General features: G+C 71.4%; 21 protein-coding genes, 2 tRNA genes and 1 pseudogene. 9 read left to right on the top strand and 15 right to left on the bottom strand.

Annotated elements, in window-relative coordinates:
- Window positions 1–86: 86 nt before the first annotated feature.
- The 3 genes from Pdca_RS19910 (at window position 87) to Pdca_RS19900 (ending at window position 1709) form a co-directional block, all read left to right on the top strand.
- Window positions 87–872, top strand: a complete 786-nt coding sequence (locus tag Pdca_RS19910) for a DUF5995 family protein (RefSeq protein WP_085916358.1) — start codon at window positions 87–89, stop codon at window positions 870–872.
- Between the two features lie 26 nt (window positions 873–898).
- Window positions 899–1609: a response regulator transcription factor gene (locus tag Pdca_RS37600; RefSeq protein ID WP_269462805.1), complete on the top strand. Its 711-nt coding sequence runs from the start codon at window positions 899–901 to the stop codon at window positions 1607–1609.
- A 26-nt stretch (window positions 1610–1635) separates the two neighbouring features.
- Window positions 1636–1709 (top strand) — tRNA-Pro (locus Pdca_RS19900).
- Window positions 1710–2079: 370 nt separating this feature from the next.
- Here the strand turns inward: Pdca_RS19900 and Pdca_RS35675 are convergent.
- Window positions 2080–2168, bottom strand: a tRNA-Arg gene (locus tag Pdca_RS35675).
- Between the two features lie 6 nt (window positions 2169–2174).
- Window positions 2175–2519 carry a hypothetical protein gene (locus Pdca_RS19895; protein ID WP_125911485.1) on the bottom strand — a complete coding sequence of 115 codons (345 nt, stop codon included), beginning with the start codon at window positions 2517–2519 and terminating at the stop codon, window positions 2175–2177.
- A 197-nt stretch (window positions 2520–2716) separates the two neighbouring features.
- On the opposite strand from Pdca_RS19895, the gene Pdca_RS19890 reads away from it, so the two are divergent.
- Window positions 2717–3625, top strand: coding sequence for an IS5 family transposase (locus Pdca_RS19890; protein ID WP_085916390.1), 909 nt, complete (start codon window positions 2717–2719; stop codon window positions 3623–3625).
- On the opposite strand, the gene Pdca_RS19885 is transcribed toward Pdca_RS19890, so the two are convergent.
- Complete coding sequence (locus Pdca_RS19885; protein ID WP_125911484.1) at window positions 3622–4206, bottom strand: hypothetical protein; 585 nt, start codon at window positions 4204–4206, stop codon at window positions 3622–3624. The genes Pdca_RS19890 and Pdca_RS19885 overlap by 4 nt on opposite strands.
- 1379 nt (window positions 4207–5585) lie before the next feature.
- Window positions 5586–6409 (bottom strand): annotated as a pseudogene (locus Pdca_RS19875) (IS5 family transposase); the annotation flags it as partial.
- Window positions 6410–6556: 147 nt separating this feature from the next.
- On the opposite strand from Pdca_RS19875, the gene Pdca_RS19870 reads away from it, so the two are divergent.
- The gene (locus tag Pdca_RS19870) at window positions 6557–7183 is read left to right on the top strand and encodes a hypothetical protein (RefSeq protein ID WP_085916387.1); all 627 of its coding nucleotides are present in this window, start codon (window positions 6557–6559) and stop codon (window positions 7181–7183) included.
- 12 nt (window positions 7184–7195) lie between these two features.
- Here Pdca_RS19870 and Pdca_RS19865 read toward each other — a convergent pair whose 3' ends face one another.
- Window positions 7196–7474, bottom strand: coding sequence for an integrase core domain-containing protein (locus Pdca_RS19865; RefSeq protein WP_085916386.1), 279 nt, complete (start codon window positions 7472–7474; stop codon window positions 7196–7198).
- Between Pdca_RS19865 and Pdca_RS19860 the strand changes: the two genes are divergently transcribed.
- Window positions 7473–8761 (top strand): IS3 family transposase gene (locus Pdca_RS19860; protein ID WP_125911481.1). Its coding sequence is split into 2 segments (ribosomal slippage): window positions 7473–7827 and window positions 7827–8761, totalling 1290 coding nucleotides; the frame shifts between segments, so codons are not numbered across the junction. The genes Pdca_RS19865 and Pdca_RS19860 overlap by 2 nt on opposite strands.
- Before the next feature lie 25 nt (window positions 8762–8786).
- Here the strand turns inward: Pdca_RS19860 and Pdca_RS19855 are convergent.
- Both Pdca_RS19855 and Pdca_RS19850 read right to left on the bottom strand, forming a co-directional pair.
- Window positions 8787–9650, bottom strand: a complete 864-nt coding sequence (locus tag Pdca_RS19855) for an ISL3 family transposase (protein ID WP_197719780.1) — start codon at window positions 9648–9650, stop codon at window positions 8787–8789.
- 219 nt (window positions 9651–9869) lie between these two features.
- Window positions 9870–12566 (bottom strand): AfsR/SARP family transcriptional regulator, encoded by a 2697-nt coding sequence (locus Pdca_RS19850; RefSeq protein WP_085916385.1) that lies wholly within the window; start codon window positions 12564–12566, stop codon window positions 9870–9872.
- 998 nt (window positions 12567–13564) lie between these two features.
- Between Pdca_RS19850 and Pdca_RS19845 the strand changes: the two genes are divergently transcribed.
- The 3 genes from Pdca_RS19845 to Pdca_RS19835 all read left to right on the top strand — a co-directional run bounded on the left by Pdca_RS19845 (window position 13565) and on the right by Pdca_RS19835 (window position 15665).
- Window positions 13565–14473: a hypothetical protein gene (locus tag Pdca_RS19845; protein ID WP_085916384.1), complete on the top strand. Its 909-nt coding sequence runs from the start codon at window positions 13565–13567 to the stop codon at window positions 14471–14473.
- Between the two features lie 491 nt (window positions 14474–14964).
- Window positions 14965–15273 (top strand): hypothetical protein, encoded by a 309-nt coding sequence (locus Pdca_RS19840; RefSeq protein WP_125911480.1) that lies wholly within the window; start codon window positions 14965–14967, stop codon window positions 15271–15273.
- Window positions 15274–15278: 5 nt separating this feature from the next.
- Window positions 15279–15665, top strand: coding sequence for a hypothetical protein (locus Pdca_RS19835; RefSeq protein WP_125911479.1), 387 nt, complete (start codon window positions 15279–15281; stop codon window positions 15663–15665).
- Between the two features lie 75 nt (window positions 15666–15740).
- Here the strand turns inward: Pdca_RS19835 and Pdca_RS19830 are convergent, their stop codons facing one another.
- From Pdca_RS19830 to Pdca_RS19795, 8 genes are all read right to left on the bottom strand, one after another.
- Window positions 15741–17246: a UvrD-helicase domain-containing protein gene (locus Pdca_RS19830; RefSeq protein ID WP_085916380.1), complete on the bottom strand. Its 1506-nt coding sequence runs from the start codon at window positions 17244–17246 to the stop codon at window positions 15741–15743.
- A complete protein-coding gene (locus Pdca_RS19825; protein ID WP_085916379.1) occupies window positions 17243–19051 on the bottom strand; it encodes an AAA family ATPase in 1809 nt (602 codons plus the stop codon). Before Pdca_RS19825 ends, Pdca_RS19830 begins: the two co-directional genes overlap by 4 nt.
- Before the next feature lie 174 nt (window positions 19052–19225).
- Complete coding sequence (locus tag Pdca_RS19820) at window positions 19226–19681, bottom strand: hypothetical protein (RefSeq protein ID WP_085916378.1); 456 nt, start codon at window positions 19679–19681, stop codon at window positions 19226–19228.
- A gap of 55 nt (window positions 19682–19736) precedes the next feature.
- The gene (locus Pdca_RS19815; protein ID WP_158092347.1) at window positions 19737–20567 is read right to left on the bottom strand and encodes a GP88 family protein; all 831 of its coding nucleotides are present in this window, start codon (window positions 20565–20567) and stop codon (window positions 19737–19739) included.
- 139 nt (window positions 20568–20706) lie between these two features.
- Entirely contained in the window at window positions 20707–21672 is a 966-nt protein-coding gene (locus Pdca_RS19810) for a C40 family peptidase (RefSeq protein ID WP_232021064.1), read from the bottom strand.
- Window positions 21669–22724 (bottom strand): replication-relaxation family protein, encoded by a 1056-nt coding sequence (locus tag Pdca_RS19805; protein WP_085916377.1) that lies wholly within the window; start codon window positions 22722–22724, stop codon window positions 21669–21671. Before Pdca_RS19805 ends, Pdca_RS19810 begins: the two co-directional genes overlap by 4 nt.
- Window positions 22721–23671: a TRM11 family SAM-dependent methyltransferase gene (locus Pdca_RS19800; protein WP_085916376.1), complete on the bottom strand. Its 951-nt coding sequence runs from the start codon at window positions 23669–23671 to the stop codon at window positions 22721–22723. Before Pdca_RS19800 ends, Pdca_RS19805 begins: the two co-directional genes overlap by 4 nt.
- Entirely contained in the window at window positions 23668–24396 is a 729-nt protein-coding gene (locus Pdca_RS19795; RefSeq protein WP_085916375.1) for a hypothetical protein, read from the bottom strand. Before Pdca_RS19795 ends, Pdca_RS19800 begins: the two co-directional genes overlap by 4 nt.
- Window positions 24397–25033 lie beyond the last annotated feature (637 nt).

The following is a 25033-nucleotide window of genomic DNA, read 5'->3' as shown; positions in this document are numbered from 1 at the left end:
CGTGCACGGCTAGGGCATTCACCCGATGGCCCGGCGCGGGCCGTCGGCAAGGCTGAACCGCACGCCGACAGCTCCAGGAGGCCCGGGTGACCACGTTGATCGACACCTCGCCGGGTGGACGTGATGGCGGCCCGCCGGACGGGCCCGCGCGGGTGGCCGCGCTGCTCGCCACCGCCCCCGAGGACATCGACGGTGTCATCGCCCACCTGGAAGAGCTCCAGGAGATCCTGGAGCAGGAGTACGGGCAGCGCGACGGGCTGGCCTGCTTCAACCACCTGTACCTGCACATCACCCGCGGGATCCGGTACCAGCTCGACGGCGACCACTTCTCCGACCGGGATTTCCTGGTCCGGCTCGACGTCGAGTTCGCCCGCCGCTACTTCAGCGCGCTGCTCGCCGAGGCGACCGGCTCCGCGCCGCCCCGCGCCTGGGGGGTGCTGCTCGAACGACGGTCGCACCCGCGGATCGATCCGATGGAGTACGCCGTCGTCGGGGTCAATGCGCACGTCAACTTCGATCTCGCACCCGCCGTCGTCCGGACCTGCACGGTGCTGGGGCGGACGGCGCTGGGGCCGGCCGAACGGGCCGACTACCGGGCCGTCAACGACGTCTTCGCGCTGCACATGAACAAGCTGATCGAACACTTCGAGGGCTGGCTGGGCGACGCGCTCGACGGGACCGTCGCCGAGCAGCTCATCGGAGCGGTCGCCGACGTACCGGTGGTGCTCGCCCGCGAGGTCGCGTGGCGCCAGGCGCTGGAACTGTGGGAGCAGCGGTCGCGGCCGACCGAGTACGAGCGCGAGATCGACGCGCTGGACCGGCGCACCGCGCTCATCGGACGGGGACTCCTCACGCTGGGAGCCCTGACATGACACCCGCCCGCGTGAGGGACGGGCGGGTGTCATCGTCACCGGCCGGCGGCGCCCTGCTGCTCGTCGACGACCACGAGCTGGTCGGGGCGTCACTGGCCGAGGCACTGCGCCGGGACGGCGAACAGGCGCACTTCCGGCCCGCGCACTCGATGGCCGACCTGTACACCGCCGTCGACGGCGTCGAACCGGGACTGCTGGTCCTGGATCTCGATCTCGGGCGGGACGCACACGGGCGCCGGATCGACACCATCCCGATGATCCCCACCCTCGTCGGCGCCGGCTGGCGGATCCTCGTGCTGTCCGGCAGCTCCAACCCGCTGCGCATCGGGGCGGCCCTGCACCACGGCGGCTTCACCTGGGTGTCGAAATCCGCGCCGATGACGACGCTGCTCGCGGCGATCCGCGAGGCCAGGGCAGGCCGTTCGCTGCTGCCCCCGGCGCGGCGGGCGGAGCTCGTTCGCGGCTACCTCGACTGGGAACAGCACCAGCGCGCCGTCCGGTCCAAGCTCGTCACCCTCACCCGGCGGGAGCGGGAGGTGCTCGATCTGCTCGCCTCCGGGATGCGGGCCCAGGCCATCGCGGAGCACTTCGTCGTGTCGCTCCCGACGGTCCGGACGCAGGTCAGGGCGGTGCTGTCGAAGCTGGACGTGGGGGCGCAGCTGGAAGCCGTGGCGCTGGTGCGGAGCCTGGAGTCGGGGGAGGACACCCCCGGCGTACCGGGCCGGGGGGTGCGGTAGGCTCTTCCTGCCCCGCAAGGGGTGGCCGGGACGTGGCGCAGCTTGGTAGCGCACTTGACTGGGGGTCAAGGGGTCGCAGGTTCAAATCCTGTCGTCCCGACGGTCGGAAACAGGCGGTATCACCTTCGGGTGGTGCCGCCTTTTCTGCGTCTGACCTGGGGATACGTTGACGGTGGTGATCCTCGAATGATCGTCTTAAATGATCACGACTGAGTCCACTGTGGTCTCACCATGGAGCAAATGTGGAGCACGTCGCTCCACGGCGCAAAATGAGGTCAGGGTTCTGCTCCACGATCGTTGTGCCGTTCGAGTGAATCTGGTGCGGTGTGGTGCGGTTGGGTTCGGTTGACCGCAGGGAGCCGACGTTCGCATCGGGGTGATCGTTCGGCCGTGGTCGTCGGAGTATTGGGGTCGGGTCCGGGGAGCCGGTGGCGGCCTCGCCGCCCCGCCGGAGGCCAGAACCTGCGCTGTGCCCCCGGCAGGATTCGAACCTGCGCTCCCGCCTCCGGAAGTCGGTGGACCGGGTGATCCGTCGCGACCGCAGCGGTCCTACCAGGGCCCCCGCTCAGCTCGGCGTGTCCGCTCTGGTCCCAAGTAGCCGGTGGTTCATTCCACGCGTCGATTCCACGACGGCGACTTGTTCCTTGGAGCTGTCATCGATGTCGTCGTCGGAGTGGTAGCTGACCGACACCCCGACCCGCGCCCGCGACTCCCCTGTGATGCGCTGGAGCCGCTGAAAGAGATCGGGGCGCAGCAACAGGTCGGCGCCATCAACTGCGGGGAAGGCCGGTTGGTAGCCGCCGTCGTGGACGAGGTCGCTTCGCCACACCCGGCCCACGAGGCCGGGCCCGTCCCGATCGCCGAGGCTGAATCCGCTGATGCCCGGCGTCGGTACCAGCCCGAGTGCCACGACGAGGGCGAAGGCGGGGATGAGCAGGAACGGTGGCTCACCAAGGCTGGCAACTCGTACGCGTTCCTCACGCAGTCCGACTAGGAGCTGTTTACGAAGTCGGCGAGCGGGTCCCGGGCGGCGTGTCGGTGCCCGGGCATGGTGAGGTCTCCGGTAGGTGATCAACGACCAAGAAGACCGCCCGCCCGGAGACCTCGTTGAGCAGCCTATCGATCGGAGCACGTAAGGACCTGACGGACCGGCAGTGGCGGATCCTGAAACCGCTGCTCCCGGCCCCGTCGGGTCGCGGCCGGCCCCGCAAGTGGCCCCACCGGACGCTGATCGACGGGATCAGGTGGCGCACCAGGGTCGGTGCCCCGTGGCGCGATGTGCCCGACCGCTACGGACACTGGCAGTCGATCTACTCGCTGTTCCGGCGCTGGCAGCGCCAGAACGTGTGGGCGCTGGTGTGGTCGACCCTGCTGGCCTGGGCCGACGCCGGCGGGCTGATCCGCTGGGACGTCTCGGTCGACTCGACCATCAACCGCGCTCACCAGCACGCCGCCGGGGCCCGACGCCGACCGCAGGAGCAGGCCGAGCCACCCGGCGACGAACCCGCCGATCACGGGCTCGGCCGCTCCCGCGGCGGCTGGACCACGAAGATCCACCTGGCCTGCGAGCAGGGCCGCGGACCACTCGCCGCCCTGGTCACCGCAGGTCATCGCGGGGACTCCCCGCAGTTCATCCCCGTCCTGGAGGCGTTGCGAGTGCCCAGGACCGGACCTGGGCGCCCGCGGACCCGCCCGGACCGGGTGCTCGCGGACAAGGCCTACTCGTCGCGGGCCAACCGCGCCTACCTGCGTAGCCGCAAGATCGCCGCGACGATCCCGGTGAAGGTCGACCAGCAGGCCCACCGGCGAGCACGAGGCTCGGCCGGTGGGCGCCCACCAGGGTTCGACGAGCAGATCTACCGGCAGCGTCATGCCGTCGAGTGCGGCATCAACCTGCTCAAACAGCACCGCGCGCTCGCCACTCGCTACGACAAACTGGCGCTGCGCTACGAGGCCACCATGCACATCGCCACGATCAACATCTGGCTACGAGCACTCGCCGCCGCGCTTTCTTAAACAGGGCCTAGGGCTTGGTCGCCGCTCGACAGGATCGCTGCCGCTCGTTCTGGGTTCATGCTCGGGTCGATCTGGTGCGGCAGCACGGTCCAGAGCCGCCAGGGCAGCGAGGTGAACGGCAGCGACCCCTCGGGTGGTTCGCCGTCGGCGATCTCCAAGGCGGACGCGACGAACACATGCCGGCCCGCCAGGTCGGGGTAGCGGCGTGGGGGTGTGCTGTGGCTTTCGATGAAGCCGATCTGAGTCCAGCCAGCGCGCGGACCGTGCTCGACGTGGGCAAGCGCGGCGCAGCCTCCCGGCAGGCTGCGCAGGCCGACGGTCGCATCGGCGCCCGGTGGTGGCCACGAGCTGTCGTCGCGCGGGTCGGTGGCCCAAGGGGCTGGGGTCACCGACCAGGCTAGCGGTCCGGGTCGGGTTGAGGGCCTCGGTACGCGCGTGAGCTCGGCGCGGACGGCGAGGCGGGAGTCTTCGTGGAGCCTGAGGAGGGCGCCGCGCTCGAAGGACAGGGCATCGACGAGGTGCCCGGCTTTGGCCATGGCGGTGCGGATCCCCGCGGCTGCGCGTTGGAGAGCGTCCTCCACGGCAGCCTCGTCGGCCAGGTAGGCATCGGGAATTGCCCGGCTGCTCGGGTGGCGGAGTTGCCCCAGCTGAGCACGGATCAGTCGCTCGAAGGCGTCCGTGCTTAGCACCGTCGCGGTGAGGGCGGAGGTGGACTCCCGCAGTCCGGTAGGTTCGCCGGCGGCGGCCAGGCGTTTCCCCGCGTACATCTCCACGAGGTGGCCCGCCGCCGCGTGCACGTCGTCGATGAATTGGGCCTCTCGGAGAGGTCGTCCCGGAACGCTCGTTCGAGCAGTGGGTGCGCCGCGGTGGCGGGAGGAGCGGGAACGGGGCGCCTGGCCTTCGCCAGGACCGCGGCGGCCAGCGCTCGGACGGACAGCAGTTCGCTGCGGGTCAGCTCGGTCAGTCGAGCGGCGAGGTCGTCGGGGACGCCGGTTTCCCCGAGCCCGTCATGGGCCACGGTCAGGAGCCACGTCAGCGGTCCGGCACCGAGATCCGCGGCGAGGATCTCCATGATCGCCGCCCGCGCCACGGCCGGTCGCGCGGCGAACAGCACGGTAGCAGCGACTAGGGCTCGGCGGCGGTCGGCGCGACCCGGCATCGCGACGATGGCCAGCGCGAGGCGGGCAAGGGCGATGTCGGTGGCGGACCGGCAGGATGGCACCGACGTCGGCTCGTAACTCTTCGCGTCGTCGTACGGGGTCGATCCCGGCAGGCGGTGCGCGATTACGTCAAAGGCGGCGTCCCAGCAGGCAAATGCGCTGTCCCCGCGCGCTTCGGCTGGATCGACGGCTTGAGCGGCGAACGCTGACACCACCGCCCGGGTGACGCCGTAGGTCTTGTACGACCGTCCTGCGACAGCCGCGAGGACCTGGTTGGCGAGGATGGAGGCTGCTGCATCACTATTCGAGGCGACCGCCCGTCGCCAGAGGTCTGATCGTCGGCTATCTCCCGCGTCGTGCCATCCACTCCGCGATCCGGTGAAGGCCAGCGAGAAGGCCACGGCGGCCAACGGGGTCAGCATCGGACCGGCGGTACGTCGCAGGTCGAGCCCGGCGGCAAGCTCGGCTAGTACCGCCCTATCGGACGGGGCGCGAAGTTCGTCGGCGACGCGGTGTAAGAGGTCGAGTGCGGCGTTCTCCCCCTGGTCGAGGGCAGTCTGCAGCAGTCGCCAGCCGACAGCGTTGATCAACGCAGCGGTGTCCCAACGCGGCGCGGCCTGATCGTCCTCGTACGGCTTGGACGCATAGTCGTGGACGGCGTCGACGGCACCCGGGGCGCCGAGAGCGAGCACCGGGCGCTGCCGGGCATGCAGGATCTGAGCCAGCTTGTGCGCGGTGGGGCTAGGGCGTGTCCTGTAAGTCGGTGCGCAGCCACAACACGGTCGCGGCGATGATGATCTGTAGTAGGCCACGCGCTTCGCGTAGCGGGTGGCGAGGGCGCGGAACTGTTTGAGCCGGTTGAAGCAGCGTTCGACCACGTTGCGACTGGCGTAGAGGGCCGGGTCGAACGCCGGTGGGCGACCGCCGCGGGGGCCCTTCGCGCGTCGGCGCTGGATCTGGTCGCTGCGTTCGGGGCTGGTGAACGCGATGCGGCGCCGGCGTAGCGCCGCGCGGGTCGAGGGGTGGGAGTAGGCCTTGTCGGCCAGCACCCGGTCGGGCCGGGTGCGTGGTCGGCCGGGTCCGTCTCGGCCGACCACGATCTGATCGAGCAGCGGGAGCAGTTGTGGGTTGTCCCCGGCCTGGCCCGGGGTGAGGATCACCGACATCGGCAGTCCGCGCCCATCGACCGCGAGATGAATCTTGCTGGTCAGCCCGCCACGGGACCGTCCGAGGGCTTCTCCGTCGACGGCGAGGGCTTCGACCCACCCAGTGGTGCAGCCCCCTTTTTCCGGGCACCGGCGGAGTGCTGGTGAGCCCGGACGCTGCTGGAATCGATGCTGAAGGTCCACTCCACGTTCCCGACGGCGTCATCCTTGACGATCACGTCGTCGAGGATGCGTTCCCAGGTGCCGTCCGCGGTCCAGATCCGCAGGCGTTCATGCGCGGTCTTCCAGGGTCCGTAGCGCTCGGGCAGGTCGCGCCACGGGGCGCCGGTGCGCAGCTTCCACAGGATCGCGTTGATCACCTGACGGTGATCGCGCCACCGCCGGCCTCGCCCTGCGACCGGGGGCAGCAACGGCTCGATTCGCGCCCAGGCCTTGTCCGTCAGCTCACCCCGACCCACCACCCGAGCATGATCACCGACAGCAGGTCAGAACCCTTACAGGACACGCCCTAGCCCGGTGCCCGCACCAGCACCGTCCCGGTCACTCGGCCACCAGCTCCACGACGATCCTGGCGCCGCGCCGCGGCAGGGGCGGGGGAGCCGGTGGTGGCCGGGGGCCGGCTGGGGTTGGCGCGCCCGGCCGAGTTGCGGATTGCGACCGAGCACCGCGCCGACCCGCTGCGGGCGCTGATCGGCGCACCCGGCCCGCTCACCGAGCGGGAGACGGTACAGGTGCAGATCCTGGCCCGACCGCTGCCCGCAGCCCAGCTCGCTGCCCTGGCCCGGCCACACCGGCGCCGCGCCGCCGGTGTCATGGCCTCGGCGGTGTCCGGGCTCGCCGCGCTGGCAGCGAGCGTTGTGCAGGAGGTTGTTGCGACCGCGGTGCACGGACCCGCCCACCGCACCACCCGCACCCGCCACTCCCACCCGCCCCCGAGGTCAGGTCCGGCGGTGGGGGCGGGCCGGCTGGTCGACTCAGCGCAGGACCGCGCAATCGCCACGAAAATCAGCGGGTCGGGCGGCGGCTACACCGTCGCGCTGCGCTACCTCGCCACCACCCACCCCGACGACACCAGCGACCACACCCAGCACGCAGCCCGCGCCGCCACGACACGCCGCGCAAGGGCGGTGGCGAGCGCGTTCGCCGAGTTCTCCGGCCACAACCACTTCCACCGCCGCCCCCTCCGCCACCCGCAGAAGGTGGTGGGGAGCGGGCGCTGCACCACGGCGTGAACCGCCCCGGGTTCAGTGGAGGCTGGGTTCTGCCCGTTCAGCATGCTGCTGTGGGGCGTGATCGCGGTAGTAGGTGGCTTCGGCTTCGGTCGGTGTGATCATCCCGAGTTCGCCGTGCAGGCGCCGATGGTTGAACCAGTCGATGTACTCAAGGGTGGCGATCTCAAGGTCGTCCAACCCTCGCCACGGGCCCTGCGGACGAATCAACTCGGTCTTGAACGGGTCCTGACCCCGTTCCGTGGACACGTTGATCCCCGCACGGTCGGGGAAAGCGAGATGATGTCTGACCATGGCCCGCAAGAACTACTCCGACGAGTTCCGTCGGCAGGCCGTCGAGTTGTACGAGTCCACGCCCGGGGCGACGGTGAAGGGCACCGCCGCTGACCTGGGGATTGAGCGCACGACGCTGCGCTTGTGGCTCGACCGGCACGGCAGCGGCACCCGCACCACCGCGGACGGCACCACGACCCGAGACCCGCGATCGGGCCGTGACCGGACACCGAACCGCGCGGCGGCCCCGGGCCGCGATGAGACACCCGAGCAGCGCCTGGCCCGTCTCGAGGCCGAGAACAAGGCGTTGCGGGCGGAGAAGACCAAGCTCGAGACCGAGCGGGAGATCCTCCGCCAGGCGGCCAAGTATTTCGCCGGGGAGACGCGCTGGTGACCCGCTTCCAGTTCGTCGCCGACCACCGTGAGACCACCTCCAGGCCCCGTGCGGGCTGGACGGTGAAGCGGCTGTGCGCCCTGCTCGATGTGCGGCGCTCCTCGTTCTACGCCTGGCTCGCGGCTGCGCCCGCGCGGGCGCAACGCGAAGCGGCCGACATCGCCCTGGCCGAGCGGATCCGTGTCGTGCACGAGGGCGACCGCACCTGCGGACGGCCACGGATCACCGCTGAGCTCAACGACGGGGTCGCACCCGAGCAGCGGGTGAACCACAAGCGCGTCGCCCGCGTCATGCGCGAGTACGGCATCACCGGCTACCGCCGACGCCGCCGGGTGCGCACCACCATCCCCGAGCCCGCCCAGAGCCCGGTGCCCGACCTGCTCGGACGCGACTTCACCGCCGCCGCCCCGAACACCGTCTACGTCGGTGACATCACCTACCTGCCGCTGGCCGACGGGCGCAATCTCTACCTGGCCACCGTGATCGACTGCTACTCCCGGCGGCTGGCCGGGTGGGCCTTGGCCGACCACATGCGCACCGAGCTCGTCGCCGACGCTCTGCGCGCAGCGTCCGCGGACCGCGCAAGCCTTGCCGGGGCGATCTTCCACTCCGACCACGGCTCGACCTACACCAGCCGCGCCTACGCCGAGCTCTGTGACCGGCTCGGCGTCCGCCAGACCATGGGCGCGGTCGGGTCCAGCGCCGACAACGCCCTGGCCGAGTCGTTCAACGCCACCCTGAAACGGGAAGTGTTGCAGGACAACCCGTTCTGGCCCGACGAAATGACCTGCCGCCGAGAACTGTTCCGATGGATGACCCGCTACAACACCCGACGGCGACACTCCTACTGCCGCTACCAGACCCCGAACAACTACGAGGCGAGCTACGCAACTACCGTCCCAGCAGCCGCGTAATCCACCCCGTGTCCACTATCCGGGGTCAAGGCCCGGTGTCGTGCTGGACACGTTGGCGACACAGGTCGAGCTTGTGCCCGGCCAGGGCGACGACGTGGAACGGGTCCATCACCGTGACCGCATCGGGCAACGCGTCGGTGGCGGCGTTCTTGTAGCCGCCGAAACCGTCCATCGCCACGACCCGGACCCCGTCGCGGAAGGCCGGGTCGCGGGCGTCGAGCCAGGTCTTCAGGGCCGCCGCCGAGCGGCCCGGGACCAGGTCGAGCAGCCGCGCACGGCCGTGGCCTGCGACGACATCGGTGAGGTCGGTGATCACGGTGACGAACCCGTCTCCGTCGGCGCCGAACACGTGCGCCCACTTGTGCTCGTCGACCCCGATCACCCGCACCCCGTCCAGGCGGGCCGGCCCGGCGGAGCGCAGCAGCTGCTCGGTCGCGGCGACCGCGACGCTGTTCACGGTGTCCCAGCTGCGGCCCAGCTCACGGGCGACCGCGGCGACCGTCGCCTTGTCGATCGCCAAGCGGCGCAACACGTACTCCGCGCAGCGCCGGGTCGTGGACGCACCGGGACGGGCCAGGCGGGTCGAGTCGTGGGCGAAGATCTCGCGGGCGCAGTCATCGTGGACACACCGGTAGCGCGGCACCCGGACCCGCAGTTGCAGCGGATGGCCGACCACCGGGACGTCGCTGACGCGGCGCTCGGTGCTGTCGCGGTAGATCCCGGTCAGTCCGCACCCCGGGCAGGCGCCGGGCCCGTCGGTGAGCAGGTCGCACCACAGCACCGTGGTCTCCCCGGCCAGGGCGGCGTCGGTGATCCGCACCCCGAGCTCGACGGTACGGATGATCGTGTCGGCCACGATCTGGGCAGGCGGGCACGTAGGCTGCGACATCGGGTCCCCGGGCTTGTTGACGGTGTTCGGCGTAGGAACCTTCATCATCAACTTCTCGGGGCCCGCCTCACCGCAGCGACACGACCCCACCCGCGCGGTCGATCACGCCCTCACCTGCACTCCATTTCCGGAAGAGCCGGTTTGCCGCCACCATCGTGGGGTCCGAACGAGGAGGCGGGCCGTCGTGGTCAACGCGATCGTGGGCTCGATGCGGTGATCTCATTGGTGACCCGGGTGTCGGTGTGTCTGAGGTGCTGTTCCTGTGGCGAGGAGTCGCATGGTCCGGGGTTCGGGAGCGGCGTCGATGACGTCGAGTTCGGCGCGCAGCAGCCGAAATGTGCGGTGTGCGTCGTCGGTGTGCCCGGCGCGGAGCTGGATCATCATGATCGATCGGTAGAGCGCTTCGTTGGTGGGTTCGATCGCGCGTGCTTGTTCGAGAAGCCTGAGGGCGGCGTGGTCGTGGCCGGCGCGGAGTTCGAGGCCGACGAGTTCGTTGATGATCTCCAGGTGTCGTCGGCGGGCGGCTTCGCGCAGCGTGTGGGCCCAGACGGGGGACAGGTCCGCGGCGTAGAGCCCGCGGTACACCTCGACCGCCGCAGTGAGCTGACGGCGCCGGCTGTCGAGGTCGGGGGCCGGGATCGTGGTGGTGAGCAGGGCCCAGTAGTCGATGGTGACGACGTCGGGGTCGAGTCTCCACCGGCTGCTGCTGGTGTCGATCGGGTCGACGGCGTGGCCGCCGGTGGAGTCGGCGACCAGGCGGCGGAGCCGGGACAGGGCGGCGTAGAGGGTGGTTTCGGGGCGTTTCGCGGTGCTGTCGGGGCAGAGGGTGTCGACGAGGTGGTCGCGGGTGGCGCCGTCGGGGTGGGCTGCGAGCCAGGCCAATAGTTCCCGGGCGAGGCGGGGTAGCGGTGTGATCGCGACGTGCTCGCCGTCGCCGGTGTGGTGGTGGAGCTCGACGGGGCCCAGGACCCGCAGGGCGAGGGGTACGCGCGAATCGTCGTCAGCGGCCTCGGCTCCAACCACTTCGGGGGTGTCGTCGCTCTCTGGTCGAAGCGTGTCCGGTGTCGCTGCTCCGAGCAGGCGGGCGAGGAGTTCGGCCGGGCTGGTGGGGTGCAGGCGGCAGCCGGTGAGGTCGCGAGTTCCGGGCCGGTGGTGGGCGTGGATCAGGTGGTCGTGGTCGATGTCGAGTTCGCTGCCGAGGGGCCATGGGCCGATCAGGACGGCGGCGGCGGGCGCGGGTCGGGGTGCGCGTAGGGCTGTGGTCAGTCGAGTGCGGGCGAGGTCATTGTGCGGGGCGGGGACGACCAGCAGGCACGCCCGTGTCGGGTTCCCGGCCAGGACAGTGAGCCCGTGGAAGGGATCGGTGACCACGTTGACTCGGGCGGCCCCGTCGAGCGGGAGCACCGGCTCCGGCTCGGTGGTTTCGGTCAGGGCGGCGAGCAGGCTGGCGGGGACGATGACGAGGGTGTCGGTGTGGGTGAGGAGTTCGTGCAGGGTGGTGCGGGTGGTGTCGTCGGCGCCGGCGCCGAGGAGTCCGATGCCGGGGGAGTCGGTGAGGTCGAGCCAGGTTCCGGTCGGATTGTTGGGGCACAGGTTGACCCACATCGGTGCCCGTCCGGTGTCCCGGCGCCGTGACCGCCACGGCGGGCGTCCCGGGCTCGTGCTCGGGGTGACACCGCTGCGACCTGGGACGAGCGTCGGCGAGGGTTCGGGCCGTCCGGGCGTGGGAGTCGCGGGCTGGTCGCGCTGTGCTGGCGGGGCCAGGACAGTGTCATCAACCTTCGCACCCGGGGACGGGGTGGGCGGGGTGGTGGGGAGGGTGATCTCGCGGATGACGTGGTGGTCGCGTTCGGCGCGGGCCAGCGCGGTCGCACCGGCCATCGCAGCGCTGGGGACCGTCGCCCCGCCGGTCGCGGGCTGATCCGCGGGCGGTGCGACTCCGGCGACGGCAGCTGAGCCGATCGCCGCCGGACCGGGGCCGGGGCCGCCCGCGGTTGTGGCGAGGTCGGGCTCGTCCTGCACAGAGCGCGGGGCCATCGACGCCACCTCGTCGAGGTCGTCGCGCTCGTCCGGGAGAGCAGGCCGGTCGGACTCCCTGGTGGGGCGTTCCGCTGGCGGATCGGCGGGGTCGATGTCGTCGATCGGGCCCGGGAGAGGCGTGATTGTCGATACGGTCGCGTTGTCGACCGGTCGAGTCGGTGGCGGGATGTCGAGGGGGACAGAGATGTCGAGGCGAGGCACCGGGGCCGGGGAGCCGTCGGCAGGGGTGTCGACCAGTGTGCGGACGACCCGGTCGGCGACCTCGGCCATGCCACGCCACTGCTGCACGTGCGCGTCGGCCCAGGCGGTGAAGGCGGTGGCGGCGGGCCCGGTCCAGCGCAGCTGCCCGAGCGCGGCGGTCAGAGCGTGGCCGGTGTCGGCGGCGTGGTCGCGCCGGGACCGCCAGACGACGATCGCATGGTCCAACGACCGGACGGCCGTACTCACCGCGTCGTCGGACGGACCCTCGGGTAGGCGCTCGGGGCCCGCGCCGGGACGATGCGCCGCAGCTTCGACGAGACGTTCCTCGGCTGCCGACCGGCGCAGGGCGGCGGCGAGGCGAGCATCGACGTCGATGTAGGAGCGCAAGACCTCGACCAACGATGCTGCGGTGCTCTGCTGGGCGCGCACCAGGACTGCGCGGTGGTGCTGCCACCGCCGGTCGAGTTCGTCATGCCACCTCGGCACCGACACCGACACCGCAACCGGCGGAGCCCAGGGGCGGCTGTGGTCCGCGGTGGGGGAGTCGTCGAGGCGGTCCTCCGACCTGCGGGCCTCCAGTAGAGTCCGGGAGAGGTCGTCGAGCACCGCCTGCACGTGCCGCACTGTGTCCGGATCCACCGCGAACCCGCCGGCTGCCCCGCCCGTGTCGATCATGGCGATGTCCTCTCGCCTGCCCAGTGGTGAGGGCCGGGGTTCTACACCTCCCACCGCGTCACCACGGGCAGTTCCGCCAAAGCCATCTGCATCGATCACTCGCGCCGGCGAGGTGTTCGTGCACGTCACCCCCTTTGTGTTCGCTGGTCACGCAAGGTGATGAGGAGCGTTCGCAGATGCGAACATTCCTCGTGTTCGCCCGTGTCGGTACGTCGGGCGTTCGCCGATACCCGGGGGCTGATGTTGCTGCAGGGAAGCGCGAGGTCGTGCCGTCTCAGACGCCGCACGGAGTCGACCTCGCGCGTCCATCTCGGCTGCCGCCGCGGCGGCGAGAAGCGAGGTCAGGGTGTCACGAAAGGTTTGACGACTGAACTCCGAGGGACGCAGCCTCCCGAGAGAAAAACTGTCGACCGGTGTCGTTGAGGTTCTCTCGCATTGGTCTCGTTCACGGTCTCGTTTCCGTCGTCGCCTCCGGACTCGTTCTAATGCGAGGGTGCCGTGTCGACCAGACTGCTGGGTGCGGCTGCAATGGGCCGGTCGGGTCGACCCAGACTCCCGACGGGGAACCCGATAACCCGTCGGTCCCGCAGAACGGCCCCGCCGCACAACCTCATCACCCCGATGGTTCTTCGTCGACCCCGACCGCCTCGCGACCCGTCAGGCGCTTCTGACGTGCAGATCGTGGTCCATCTGATCGGCACTGGTGCGTCCTGTCCGGCCGCCGCTCGCACCGCTGATTCATTCCCGCTGCTGTGTGACTGGTCCCCGGCGTGTCCCCTGTCCGGTGAAGCGCACCGGCGGGAATTACACTCTGTTCTACGAGACCAGATCGACTGCGCCAAACGACGCATTCGGCCATTGCTGGGGTCGGTGGCGAGGAGTAGCGTTTTTCGTGTCGGACCGGGAATGCGAAATGTGAACCACGAAGGTCCGGTGTTTCATCTGATTCCGTCGGAATCGGATGCGCGACATTCCTCATCACCTGATCGGAGACAGCCATGTCCACCACCGCCAACACTGCCAAGCCCGCCGGGCGTCGCCCCCGACGGTCCACCACCCCACTCACCACGGTCGACACCACCCCCGACCCCACGCCCGACGACGTCGCCGTCGCTGAGGTCGAGGACACCGCGACCACCAGCCCGACGGCCCCGGCCGAGGCCGTGACCCCGACCGACGACGTGTCCCCGGCCGATACCCCGGCCGCGGAGTCCGCGACCCCGGCGGCGGCTGAGGCTCCGGGGGAGGAGGTCGTGGTGTCGTGGTCGGATGCGGTGCCGTGGCTGGCGCTGCAGGTCGGATCGCGGCCCTCGGTGCCGGAGATCTCGATCGCGGTGGCGGTGTGGCGGATGCTGCACCACTCGCCCGGCGCGACCGCGCTCCGGTTGGCCGCGGACGCCGAGACGGTCGGGGTGGCGCTGGACCCGGCGGTCGTGGCAAGGGTCCTGATGCGTTACCAGCGGGCCGGGATCGCGACCGCGGTCGAGGACGGCGCGGTGACCCGCTGGTCGCCGGTCTCACCCGCCCAGATCGTGGCGGCGGTCCAGCGGGGCATGGTCAACGCCGCGTCCGGGGTGTCGGGGCTGTCGTCGGGATCGCGGGGCGTGCGCGCCGTCGTCGGCACCGGCGGCCCGGCCGGGGGGCTGCGGGATGCGGTCGCGGAGTACCTGGCCGCGCACCCGGGGCAGGAGTTCTCCCCGACCGAGATCGCCCGCGGTCTCGGTGGGCGCAGCGTCGGGGCGGTGTCGAAGGCGTGTGAGCGGCTCGTCGGTGACGGCGTCGCGGTCCGCACCTGCGACCGCCCCTCCCGCTACCAGCACACCGCCCCCGCCACCACGGACGCGGTCGGTGCCGAGATCACTACGACCGCGATCTCGACCGACGACGGCGTCGAGTCCGAGCGCTGACCGAACCGGGTGCGGGCCGGGCCGATCTCCAGTCGGCCCGGTCCGCCCCCGGCGCCCACGGCTGCCCTCGGGCGGCCCCGAGCACCCCGTCCCGGGAACGAACCCGGGGGGTGGGGCTGGTCCGTGTCCCGCGCTGCAACGCGAGACACGGACCTGACCGATCCCCTGCACAGATCAGGAGTCACGGCTGTGAACGAGCCTGCCAGCAACCTGCCCCAGAATCACCACCCCGACACCGATCCCGCCTCGGCGACAGCGCCCGGACCCCTCCACCCGGCCCGCCACGACCGCGAGCACGGGCCCGGGGCCCGGCGGGTCCGGGCGGTCCGCCGCGCTCGACACCGTCAGCAGTGGCCGCTGCCCCACACCCGATCCCGCCCGTGGTGGCTGCGGGTCGCGCGGGGTGCCGCCGTGGTCGGGCTGGGTCTGACCGCGCTGCTGCTCGTGTGCTCGGCGGTGTCGGCTGCGACCGAGTGCGGGGGGTGGTGAGCGTGAGTATCAGCCGCTACGAGCGCCTCGCGCGGATCGTCATCGACACCGTCCGCCTGCGCGCGCAGGAGTCGCGCCCGTCTCGGTGTGACTGGTGCGGCACCACCGAGGAGCTGTTGTTGTGGGAGGTGGCCCCGAGCGGGGGGATCGTGCACGTGTGCACCGGCTGCGGCGACATGTGCGGCTGCACCCCGGTTCCGCCGTGCCCGTACGCGCCGGTCGGCTGCGGGGCCGCGCCGGGGCAGTACTGCGAGCCCGGCTGCCCCCAGGCCGACCTCGACGGCGTCCCGAACCCCAGCCGGTGGTGGTGACCACGATGACCGCGACTACCGACCCCGACACCCCGCCACCGCGCCGGGCCGAGGAGACGGTCGGCGACGTCATCGGGTGGTCCGGCGTCGATGCTGTCGCTGTACCGGAAGACCTGGCCACGGACACGGCCCATGAGGCGACCGGGGGCCGGATCTGTGGAGGTAGCGAGGGCGCCGCCTGCCGCGACGGAGGAGTCGGGGACATCGTGCTCGTGCTTAACCGCGCGGGCGCGGTCGGGTGGATGAGCCGCTGCTGTGCTCGCGTGCACGACTACGAGCTGGCTCCGGCGTGCACCGGAGCGCCGGATCTGTGCGGTGCCCCGGCCGGGCGGCCACGCGCACCCGGCTGTCCGTCCCAGGCCGCGGAGGTGAGCAGCACCGACGCCCTGTAGCGGTCGTGAAGGCGGTCGAGCAGGGACATCGCACGCTGTCCCTGCTCGACTGCCTCGATGCTGACGATGCGGGTTTCAGATGGTGGCGCCGCGCGTGGCGCTCAACGCGACGTGTGCTGAGTGACCGATGATCGTGATGGTCTTGCGTGCGCGAGTGAGCGCGACGTAGAGGTTGCAGACATCGGTGAGAGCGCTGATGTCGGTGATGATCACGTGGTCGTACTCGAGGCCCTTGACCAGCAGAGTCCGGGAGACCTGGCGGTGGCGTTCGGGGCGACCGATGTGGCGGAGCTGGTCGCGGAGCGCTGCGAGAGACCGCAGCAGCTCGTCGCGCAGCTCCGCGGCGTCGCAGTCGCGGGGGACGCCGTCAATCGCGGCCGCGACGGTCCGCCACGCCTCCGAGGAGTGGGCGGACGCCTCACGTGCGCGGTCGATGCCCCGCATGGCGGCTGCGAGAGTCGTCAACGACGGCGCGGCTGCCACAACGTCGAGCGCGGCGACTGTGGCCGCGAGACCGGGTCGGGACAGTCCGGCTGCCGGGCGTTTCGCTGCCAGGCGTTTCATGACCGTATCGTCGATCTTGCTGTATCCGGTGAAGCATCTCTTCGCGAGGCGGGCGAGCCAGCACGCCCATCCGTCGACGGGGGTCGCGGCGAGTTCGATCAACTGTTCTCGCATGAAAGCGCCGTTGATGTCCTCCATGGCGGAGTAGCCCTGGCGACAGACTTGAGAGGCGATCTTGCGGGTCTGTGCGGGCGCGTTTCCGGTCAGTACCAGCACCGACTCTCCGGGCGGACGGGTTCGGTAGACCTCGTTCTTCAGCGCCTTGTTCGTGGGGTCCGCGGGCAGGAACCGCATCCCGGACGGCGTCTCGGCGTCGCTGAGGTCGAGGGTGGTTCCGGGGACGAGCCTGGCGCGCAGCGACAGCAACCAGGTCCCGAGGTCGCGGTTGTGCCCGTGCCACCGCCACGGCTCGTGCTGGACCGAGTAGCGGGAAAAGCTGGCCTCCACGTCGGCCCAGGACACGAGTGGGAGCGCTCGATCGAATCCGAAGACGCCTTGCAGACGGTCACCGAATACCGCCGTCGCCGGGATGCAGCCGCTCAGCGACACGATGAGCTCGTGCTGGGGTCGCGAGCAGTCCTGGTACTCGTCGACCAGCAGGTGGGTGTAGGAGGCGGCTAGAACTCGACGGATGTGGGTGCTTCCGCACACGCGGACTCCGGCCTGCAGATAGGCGGCCGACTGCTCCCAGTCCGGATGCTCCGGCACCGTGATCCCGCCTAGCTGCGGGTAGGAACGGGCGACGTCGAAAGCGAAGCTGCTCAACGTCGAGATGTCGGTGACGTCGGCGAGCGCGTGTCCGAGTCGCTGGCGGACGGCCTGCACCCCCGCGTGCGTGTGGGTCAGTACGAGCACCTTCGGTCGTCGCCCCGACGGCGACGAGGTGTGCTCGTCCGCGATCTGCTGGACGACATCTACGAGGAGGTGTGTTTTCCCGGTTCCGGCGGGCATCTCCACCGAAGCGGGGAGTGCGGCGAGTAGCTTGGCAGCCTGCTCGGCACGAGCGGTATCGCTCACTGCCGCGAAACTGCCGTGGCGACGGGACCGGCCGATACGGGCCCTTCCTCCGTGCCCGTCCGGTCGCAGTAGATGGCGTCTTTCAGGTCTGTGATCAGCTGTTGGAGCGCTTCGGATTCGGCGAGGTCGCGATGGTCGAGGAGCATCGCCCCCAGGCGCTTGCCGGCCTCGATGATCTTGAACCAGGCTTTGCCGTCCTTGCTGTCGGTGGCGGCATTGGCGACGGCGTCGCGAGCGGAGTCGAGGTCCAGCCCGCTTCCGGCCCAGGTCGCAGTGTTGAGGGGGTCGGTCACCGTAGCCGGGAGGTGCTTGATCAGGCGCGTGCGCAGGGTGTTCTCGACGGTGTCGTTGTCGGCGCCCGCGTCGAGCATGATCGCTCGGGCGAGGTCGATCAGATCAGACAAGCCCGTCCAGGTCAGGTGAGCGCAGACGACTTGCTCGGTGTTGTAGCCCTCGGGCCAGCGCACGATTCGTACACCAGCGGCTTCGAGTTCATCGGCGTGGTCGTTCGTGTCGGCGCGGTCGGCGTCGAGGAAGAAGGTGACCTCGTAGCCGGCTCGACGGAGGTCACGAACCCGTCCGACGGCCTGAGATCCGCCTCCTTCGATCGCGTAGACGCCGAGCGCGGCCGCCGGCGGACGCGGAGGGTCGTCCTTCTGACGTTCGGCGTCCCATCGATCGCGGAGCTGCATGGCGATGCCCAGCTCGGTCTTGCCCTCGGCGACCAGAACATGGCGGGCGAGGAACGCGCCGGGATGGGTGCGAAGGGTCGACTGCAGGTTGGTGCCGAGGCGCTCGGTCTCGACGGTGCCGTCGTCGCGGCATCGGACCCTGACGAGGTCGCTGGCATGCAGGTGCTGCAGTGCGATGGGCGAGTGCGTGGTGACGATGGTCTGTGCGGAGGCGCCGGAGAATCGCAGTCGGTCGGCGAGATGGATGACGCGGTGGGGCTCGAGGCCGTGCTCGAGCTCATCGACGAGCAGGATGGACTTCCCCGGGTGGGTCAGCTGCTGGACCGAGACACCGGTCAGTCGCCGGGTCCCCAACCCGTAGCTGGTCAAGGGGATCTCGCCCTCGTGCAGGGCGAGGTTGCCGTGGGACTGGCTCAGCGAAGTGTCCAGGCCCGGGCGCAATGCCTGGAAGGTTCCGCTGCCGTTGTCGACGATGTGACCCTGCACGGTGGTCGTGAGCGCCTGCAGCTCGTCACCGACCGACTCGGCCACGGCCCGGCGAGCCGTGCGCTGAGCCCCGATCAGGACCTCGCGCGTGCCGTGATGTGCCTCGGTGAGCTTGCCGAGCGCCGAGGTCCGCGACCAGCGCAGGTGTCCGTCGATCCGGTCATCGACGCGGAACGCGCGAAACTTCGACCGGACCGAGGTGCGGATCGGCGTCGGTTCACCGGCATCGCCCGGGCGGAAGAATGTCCACCGAGGCTCCAGGTCAGCCTCCACCCGTAGTTCCACAACCACGCACGGCTCGTCACCATCGGCCGGGTCGTGATGCAGCTCCCCGGTCGCGGTGATCCCGCACAGGTGCATGCCCGCGACATCGCGGCCGAGGAGGTCTTCGTCGAGATCTGTAACGGCGACCCGGATGACGATCGGCTCGTCGACCTCACCACCGAAGAAGTCGCTGTCCTGGAACGTCAACTGCCAGGTGTCGGAGAGCGCTCTCTGGATCGCCGTCAAGATCGTGGTCTTGCACGCGTCCCCGGGACCGATCAGCGCGACGAACGGCGACGGGGCCGGGAGGGCCCAGACGAGTTCTCGGATCCCTCGGAACCGCAGGATCTCGACACGTCGCACACTCGGCACAGGTCCTCCGTCGTCGCAGGCTCACGATCTCGCTGCCTGGATGGCGGACCGTCTGGCCACAGCATCGCCGACCGTGGCAGCAGCGTTACCGAACGTCGCAGCCGGTCCGCTGTCGCAGGCGTACGTCGGCCCCGGCCCGACGAGACCGGGGCCGACCGCCTTCGTCTACCGGGTGCGGATCAGCAGCGATCCCCAGCCGACGACCTTGGCGCGGGTAGGCATCGGTCGGGTGGTGACGATGACGCCGCTGGTGGGGTCGGTGGGGTCGGGTGCGGGGTCGAGGTAGGAGACGTGGACCTTCCCGCCGAGGCCGTCGTGGACGGCGTCGTGCAGGGTGTAGGTCCCGGCGGGGACGGCGAGGGCGGTGTGGTCGTGGGTGAGGACGCCGTCGTAGGTCTGGCCGTAGGTGTAGGTCCCGGCGTCGAGCCGGATGCGGGTGTGGTGGCGCTGGGCGACGAGGTCGGGCCGGTAGTCGCTGCCGATGATGTCGGTGGCGATGTTGGTGATCGGCGGGCCGATCGGGGGCGGCGTGGCGAGCGCGGTCCCGGCCGCGGCGACGGCGAGCAGGACGGCGGCGAGCACGGTGGCCGCGAGGCGGGCGAGGCGCTGGCGTGCGGACATGGCGAAGCTCCGATCAGAGGCTGACGGGTGTGAGGAGACGGAGTGCGCGCGCGGCCTACTGCGCCGGGGCGTCGGTAGAGCCGGAGGTCCGCCGCGACCGCCGCCCGGGCCCGCGCTGATCGCCGCGGTCGCCCGGACGTCGACGGCGGTGTCGGGCACGGCGGTCGGCGTCGAGCTCGGCCTGCCACTCGGAGAACCGCCGGCCCTGGAGCCGCTTGACGAAGTGGGGGATGCGGTTGGCGGGCACCCCGACGAGGCGGGGGCCGAGGACGGCGAGCAGGTCGGAGGCCTCGTTGGAGGTCCAGCCCGCGTCGGTGATCGCGGTGGTGTCGGGGAAGACGTCGGCGACCCGGTCGCGGTCGGGGTCGATCGCAGGGTCTTGGGTGCCGCCGTAGCTGTAGACCCAGAGCAGGTTGGCCGGTGGGTCCGGTTCGACGAGGCGGCGGAAGCGGTCGATCTCCTTGGTGTAGGCGTAGAAGTTCGTGTCCGGGCGCTCACGGCAGACGGTCAGCCAGGCGGTGAGGTAGGTGTCGGAGAAGAAGTCGCCGGCGTCGTGGATGCGCACCCACGCCCCGCGCATCCGCGGGTGGGCGAGCTCGGCGAGCATCGCCGTCGTCCAGCCGTCGAGGTCGTCGAGGACGTAGGCGAGGTTGGCGTGGTGTTTGGCGCGGACGGTGGGGAACAGGTAGGTGCCCTGGCGGGCATAGCAGACCTGGGCGCAGACCCCGGCGGACGGGCAGGTGTTGTAGGTGCGGCCGTCGGGCAGGCGTCCGGCCCAGGCGGGCAGCGACCAGTTCCAGGCGCCGATCTCGCGCATCTCCGAGTTCTGCGTCAGCAACCGCGCCGGACGCGGAATCCCGGCGGTCGGACCCGACATTGCCGTCATGACCGATGTGGACTGTTCGGGTTGTTCGGTGGGCATGGCTGTCTCTCCCTCATGTGTGGGCAGGGCAGGGCTGGGCGGGAATCGACGCGGCGGCGCAGTTCTCTGCGCGCGAGTGCGGGTGAGGCCCGGGGACGTCCGGTCAGGCGGGGCGGGCGGCGGCGAGGAGGTCGGGCAGGGTCGCGGCGTCGCCGAGTCGCACGGTCTGGCCGCGGTCGGGGGCGTGGATCATCGCCGTGCCCGCACCGGTGGCGATCCCGACGTGATGCACCCGGGAGGGGGTTCCGAAGAACACGAGGTCCCCGGCCTGGAGTTGGTCGAGCGGCACGGGTGGGAGGGCGCGGTACTGGGTGTGTGCGGTGCGCGGGATCGCGATGCCGACCGAGGCCCAGGCGGCGGTGGTGAGTCCGGAGCAGTCGAAGCCGGCCTCGCCGGCGGCGGGGCCGTCACCGCCCCAGAGGTAGGGCAGGCCGAGTTGCCCGCGGGCGTAGCCGAGCGCGGCCAGCCCGGCCCCGGAACCCGCACCGGGCGCGGGCACGGGCGCGGGTGCGGGTGCGGGTGCGCGGTAGTGGGCGGCTTGGTCGAGGACCTGGTCGACGTAGGCGGTGGAGTGGTTGTAGGCGAACAACGCCCCCCGTAGGTCGCCCGGCCGTTCGGGGGTGGTGTGGGCGCCGGAGTCGCAGAGGTAGGCGGCGGCGGTGTGGACGGCGTCGTGCGGGTCGTAGCGCGACGGCGGCGTCGCACCTCCCGGCGGCGGGGGATGGGCCGCGATCACGGCGGCGAAGGTCGGGGCGAGGAACTGCATCGGTCCGGCGGCGCCGGCGGAGTTCTCCCCGGAGGTGACCCCGGGCAACCGGGAGCGGCCGTGGTCGGTCTCGACCTTCCCGACCGCGGCCAGCACCGACCAGTCCAACCCCGGACAGCCCAGCGCCGCCTGGCGGTAGAGGGCGAGCATCGGCGCCGGAACATCGGAGACGGCATCGGCGCTGGCGCCAGATGCGACTCCGAGGGGCGAGGTGCTGAACACGGCCGCGACCGCAGCGACGAACAGCATCAGCCCGGCGGCGGCGACCCCGAGAACGACGGCGACGGGGCTCCGCCCGCTCACCGACGGCCCCCCGCCCGAGAACGGCTGCGGTGCGGGGGCCGCGGCGACGGTGCGGGCAGCACCGACGGATCACCGGAACCGCCACCCCGCACCGGAACCGCGACCTCACCCCCACCGGCCGGGGCCGGGGCGGGGTGCGGTGCGTGGCGGGCGAGGTCGGACAGGGAGACCCGTTCGGCGCGGTGCCCGGGCGGGCCGAGCGGCAGCCACACCCGCCCGGTCACGGTGCAGGGGGCTCCGGAGGCGGTGAGGATCGGGACCAGCCACGGGCGGGTGAGCCGGTGGAGCGCGGCGATCAGGGCGCGGCGGGCTCCGGGTTCGCGGCCGGGTAGCGCGGTCCAGATCGCGACGGGGGTGGCGATCCCGGTGGCGGCGGCGAGGCTGTGATAGCCGGCGAGTTTGTCGGCGAGCCGGGTCAGGGTTTCGCTGCCGGTGTCGTACTCCAGGAACATCTCCCACCACTCCACCCCGCCCGCACCGGCGTCGGTGCTCTGGCGGTCGGCGGTGAGGGTGAGGTAGGCGTCGGGGCGGACGTGGTGGCCGAAGCAGCGACGGCACCGCGCCGCGCTCCACCACTGCGCCAGCACCACACCGGTCCCGGGACCGGCGGCGTCGGACCGGACGGATCGGTCGAGGTGGTGGGGGCGGGCGAGGCGGGTGACGAGGGTGTGGGTGGCGACGTCGTGGGCGAGGGTCATCCGGTGCGCGACGGCGAGGGTGCGGGCGGGGCCGCGGTAGCCGATCTCAGCGGTGGTGTGGCCGTGTTCGGCGGCGAGCAGTGCGGCGCCGTGCGGGCCGAGCAGGTGATGGATCGGGGCGCTGCCCTGACCGCGGTCGAGGACGGGCCGGAACCGGTCGATCAGCCCGGCTGCGTGGAGGGTGCGGGTGCGGTTCTGGACCTGCCGCAGTCCGTCGGCGAACCCCAGATCCAGCAGCTGTCCCGTGGTGAGGACGGTGTGTTCGGCGAGCATCGCCAGCAGCCACCGGTCCCGCCCGGTGATCCGCCCCAGCGCCTGACGGAGCCGGTCGGTCTCGCTACGCCGCCCACTCACCGCGAGCCCGTCCCGGCGAGAGCGAAGACGTAGACGTCCTCGTGGGCGATCAGATGGACCGGATCACCGGCGGCGCGGGCGCGCAGCAGGTTGTGGCGGGCGAAGAAGCTCGCCCGCACCACCAACCGCGCCCGACTTTCCCCGCCATCTTCGGTGGGGTCGTCGAGGCGGGCGAGGACGGCGACGGCCCGGTCGACCAGGGCGAGTCCGGCCGCGGCGGCGCAGGCTGTTACCTGCCCGGGCAGGTCGACCAGGACGCCGTGGCGGCGCCACGGGCGAGCGACCACGACGATCCGTCCGTCCGGACGGAGCACCCGCGCGCTCCCGGCGAGGATGCGGGTCATGTTCTCGGCCAGCCGGCCGGGGGTGTGGGCGAGGTTCGCGGCGTGGCGGGTCTGGGCGTAGTGGTGGTCGTGCTTGGCGACACCGGTAGTGGTGCCGGTGACCTGTCCGTGGACACCGGCACCGTAGGGCGGGGAGGTGAGTACCAGCGCGACGTCCCCGACCGCATCCGGGCACTCCCGCCGCAGCAGATGATCGACGTCGCGGGCATCGCCGCGCAGCACGCGCCCGCCCGGACCGCCGGCCCCCGCGTCGGTGTAGGAAACTGCGGACTCGGCGAGGGCGAGGTTGTCGGTGCTGACCCGGGCCCAGCGGGCTTCGAGCTCGACGCCGATCGCACGGCGTCCGGCGTGGACGGCCTCGACGAGGGTGGTGCCGATCCCGCACATCGGGTCGAGCACCAGATCCCCGGGGCGGCTGTAGGCGGCGATGGCGTGGGCGGCGAGGTCGGGCAGCATCCGCGCCGGATGCGCCACCGACTCCGTGCCGAGACGGCCCCGGCGCTGCACGACCGGCGAGCGCTGCGCACACCACCACACCCGCCCGACCCCGGTCGGGGACATCGGGTCGGTGCGGTCGTCCGCGGGTGAGCTGTGGCCGTTCATCGGCGGTCTCCTCGCGGTCGGTGGGCCGGGGCGGGGCGGCGCCGGAACAGCGAGATGTCCGGACCCAGACACCAGCCGCCGGGCTCGCCGCCGGTGCTGTGGTGGCGGGTGATGGTGACGATGTGTTGCAGGTGGTCGAGCCCGACCGCCACCGCCGCGACGACCAGGGCCGGGCGCGCATCCACCAGCGCCCCCCGCCCGCGGTGACGGTGGGTGAGCACGGCGAGGACAGTGCGCGGGCCGAGCCCGCCGGCGACCGCGGCGAGGACGGGCGACGAGACCAGACCGGCGCCGGGGTCGAGCAGCACCAGCCCGACCGCCTCGTCGTCGGCCGCCGCTTTCGAGAACGCCGACCCGGACCGTCCGACATTCCGATGTTGCTCCCCGACCGAAGGGGCCACGCCGCCGTCGTCCCTCTGCTCGCGCCGGGGCATGCTGGGAGGACCTGCGAGAGCGTCGCCGAGATCCACGCCCGCGGTGCCGGACTCGCGGCAGGCTGAGGTGCCCGAGCGAGGTCCGCCGGTCGGGGTGGCTGCCTCGGTGTCGATCGGCGGGGTGTCGATCAGCGACGTCGCGTTGTCGAGCTCGTCGTTCGGGTCCGGCCGCGGCGCACGGTGTGACGGCGTGGGGTTGCCGGTGGCGAGGGTCGCGAGCAGTCGTCCGTGCAGGACCTCGCGGATCGTCGCGGGGTTCGATGGGAGTGGGTCGAGCAGCCACACCGTCACCGGCAGCTGCGCTACTGACGACACCGAGGACGCGGTTGCCGTGGCGCGGCGGCGCCGGCCACGTGCGCCGATCCGGGTCGCCGGGTGATCGATGCGGCCGCTGGGGCGGGGCGAGTCGTCGCGGTGGGCGGGGCCACGACCTGCCCGGCCCGGGCGGCGCGCGCCCGGGCCGGCGGGACCGCGGTCGTTGGGGGAACGGTCGGGCATCGACACCTCTCACAGGGGATTCGGCAGAACCCGGAAAACGAGGCGGCGCGCCGGGCAGTGCGTCGCGTCCGCCTACTGCGATGAGGCCGGCGAGCGACTCGTGTCGAGAATCGTCCCGCGGCTCTCACTGCAGAAAGCACGAACACGAGACCGAATCTCACGCAAGCCTCTCGCTTCATTCCCTTCGCGTATGAAAACGGCTCGACTTTTCGCTCGCGGTGTCGAGGGACCAGCGTGTGACGCCATGGTGGCCGCCTATCGGCCTCGCCGAACCCGGCATCAAGGTCGGGTGACGCGAAGAGTCATGCTGCATCGATCCAGGGCTCAGGGGTTCGAGGTGACTGCTACCCGTAAGTAGTCAGCGGTCTGGCGGCTGTCGAGGAGCTGGGCCAGCTGATCGCTGCGCCGAGAATCGATATTCACCCTGGTG

It is taken from the genome of Pseudonocardia autotrophica, from assembly GCF_003945385.1.
GTDB lineage: Bacteria > Actinomycetota > Actinomycetes > Mycobacteriales > Pseudonocardiaceae > Pseudonocardia > Pseudonocardia autotrophica.
Note: the sequence above shows the minus strand (reverse complement) of the source record. Positions and strands in the feature narration are given on the sequence as shown.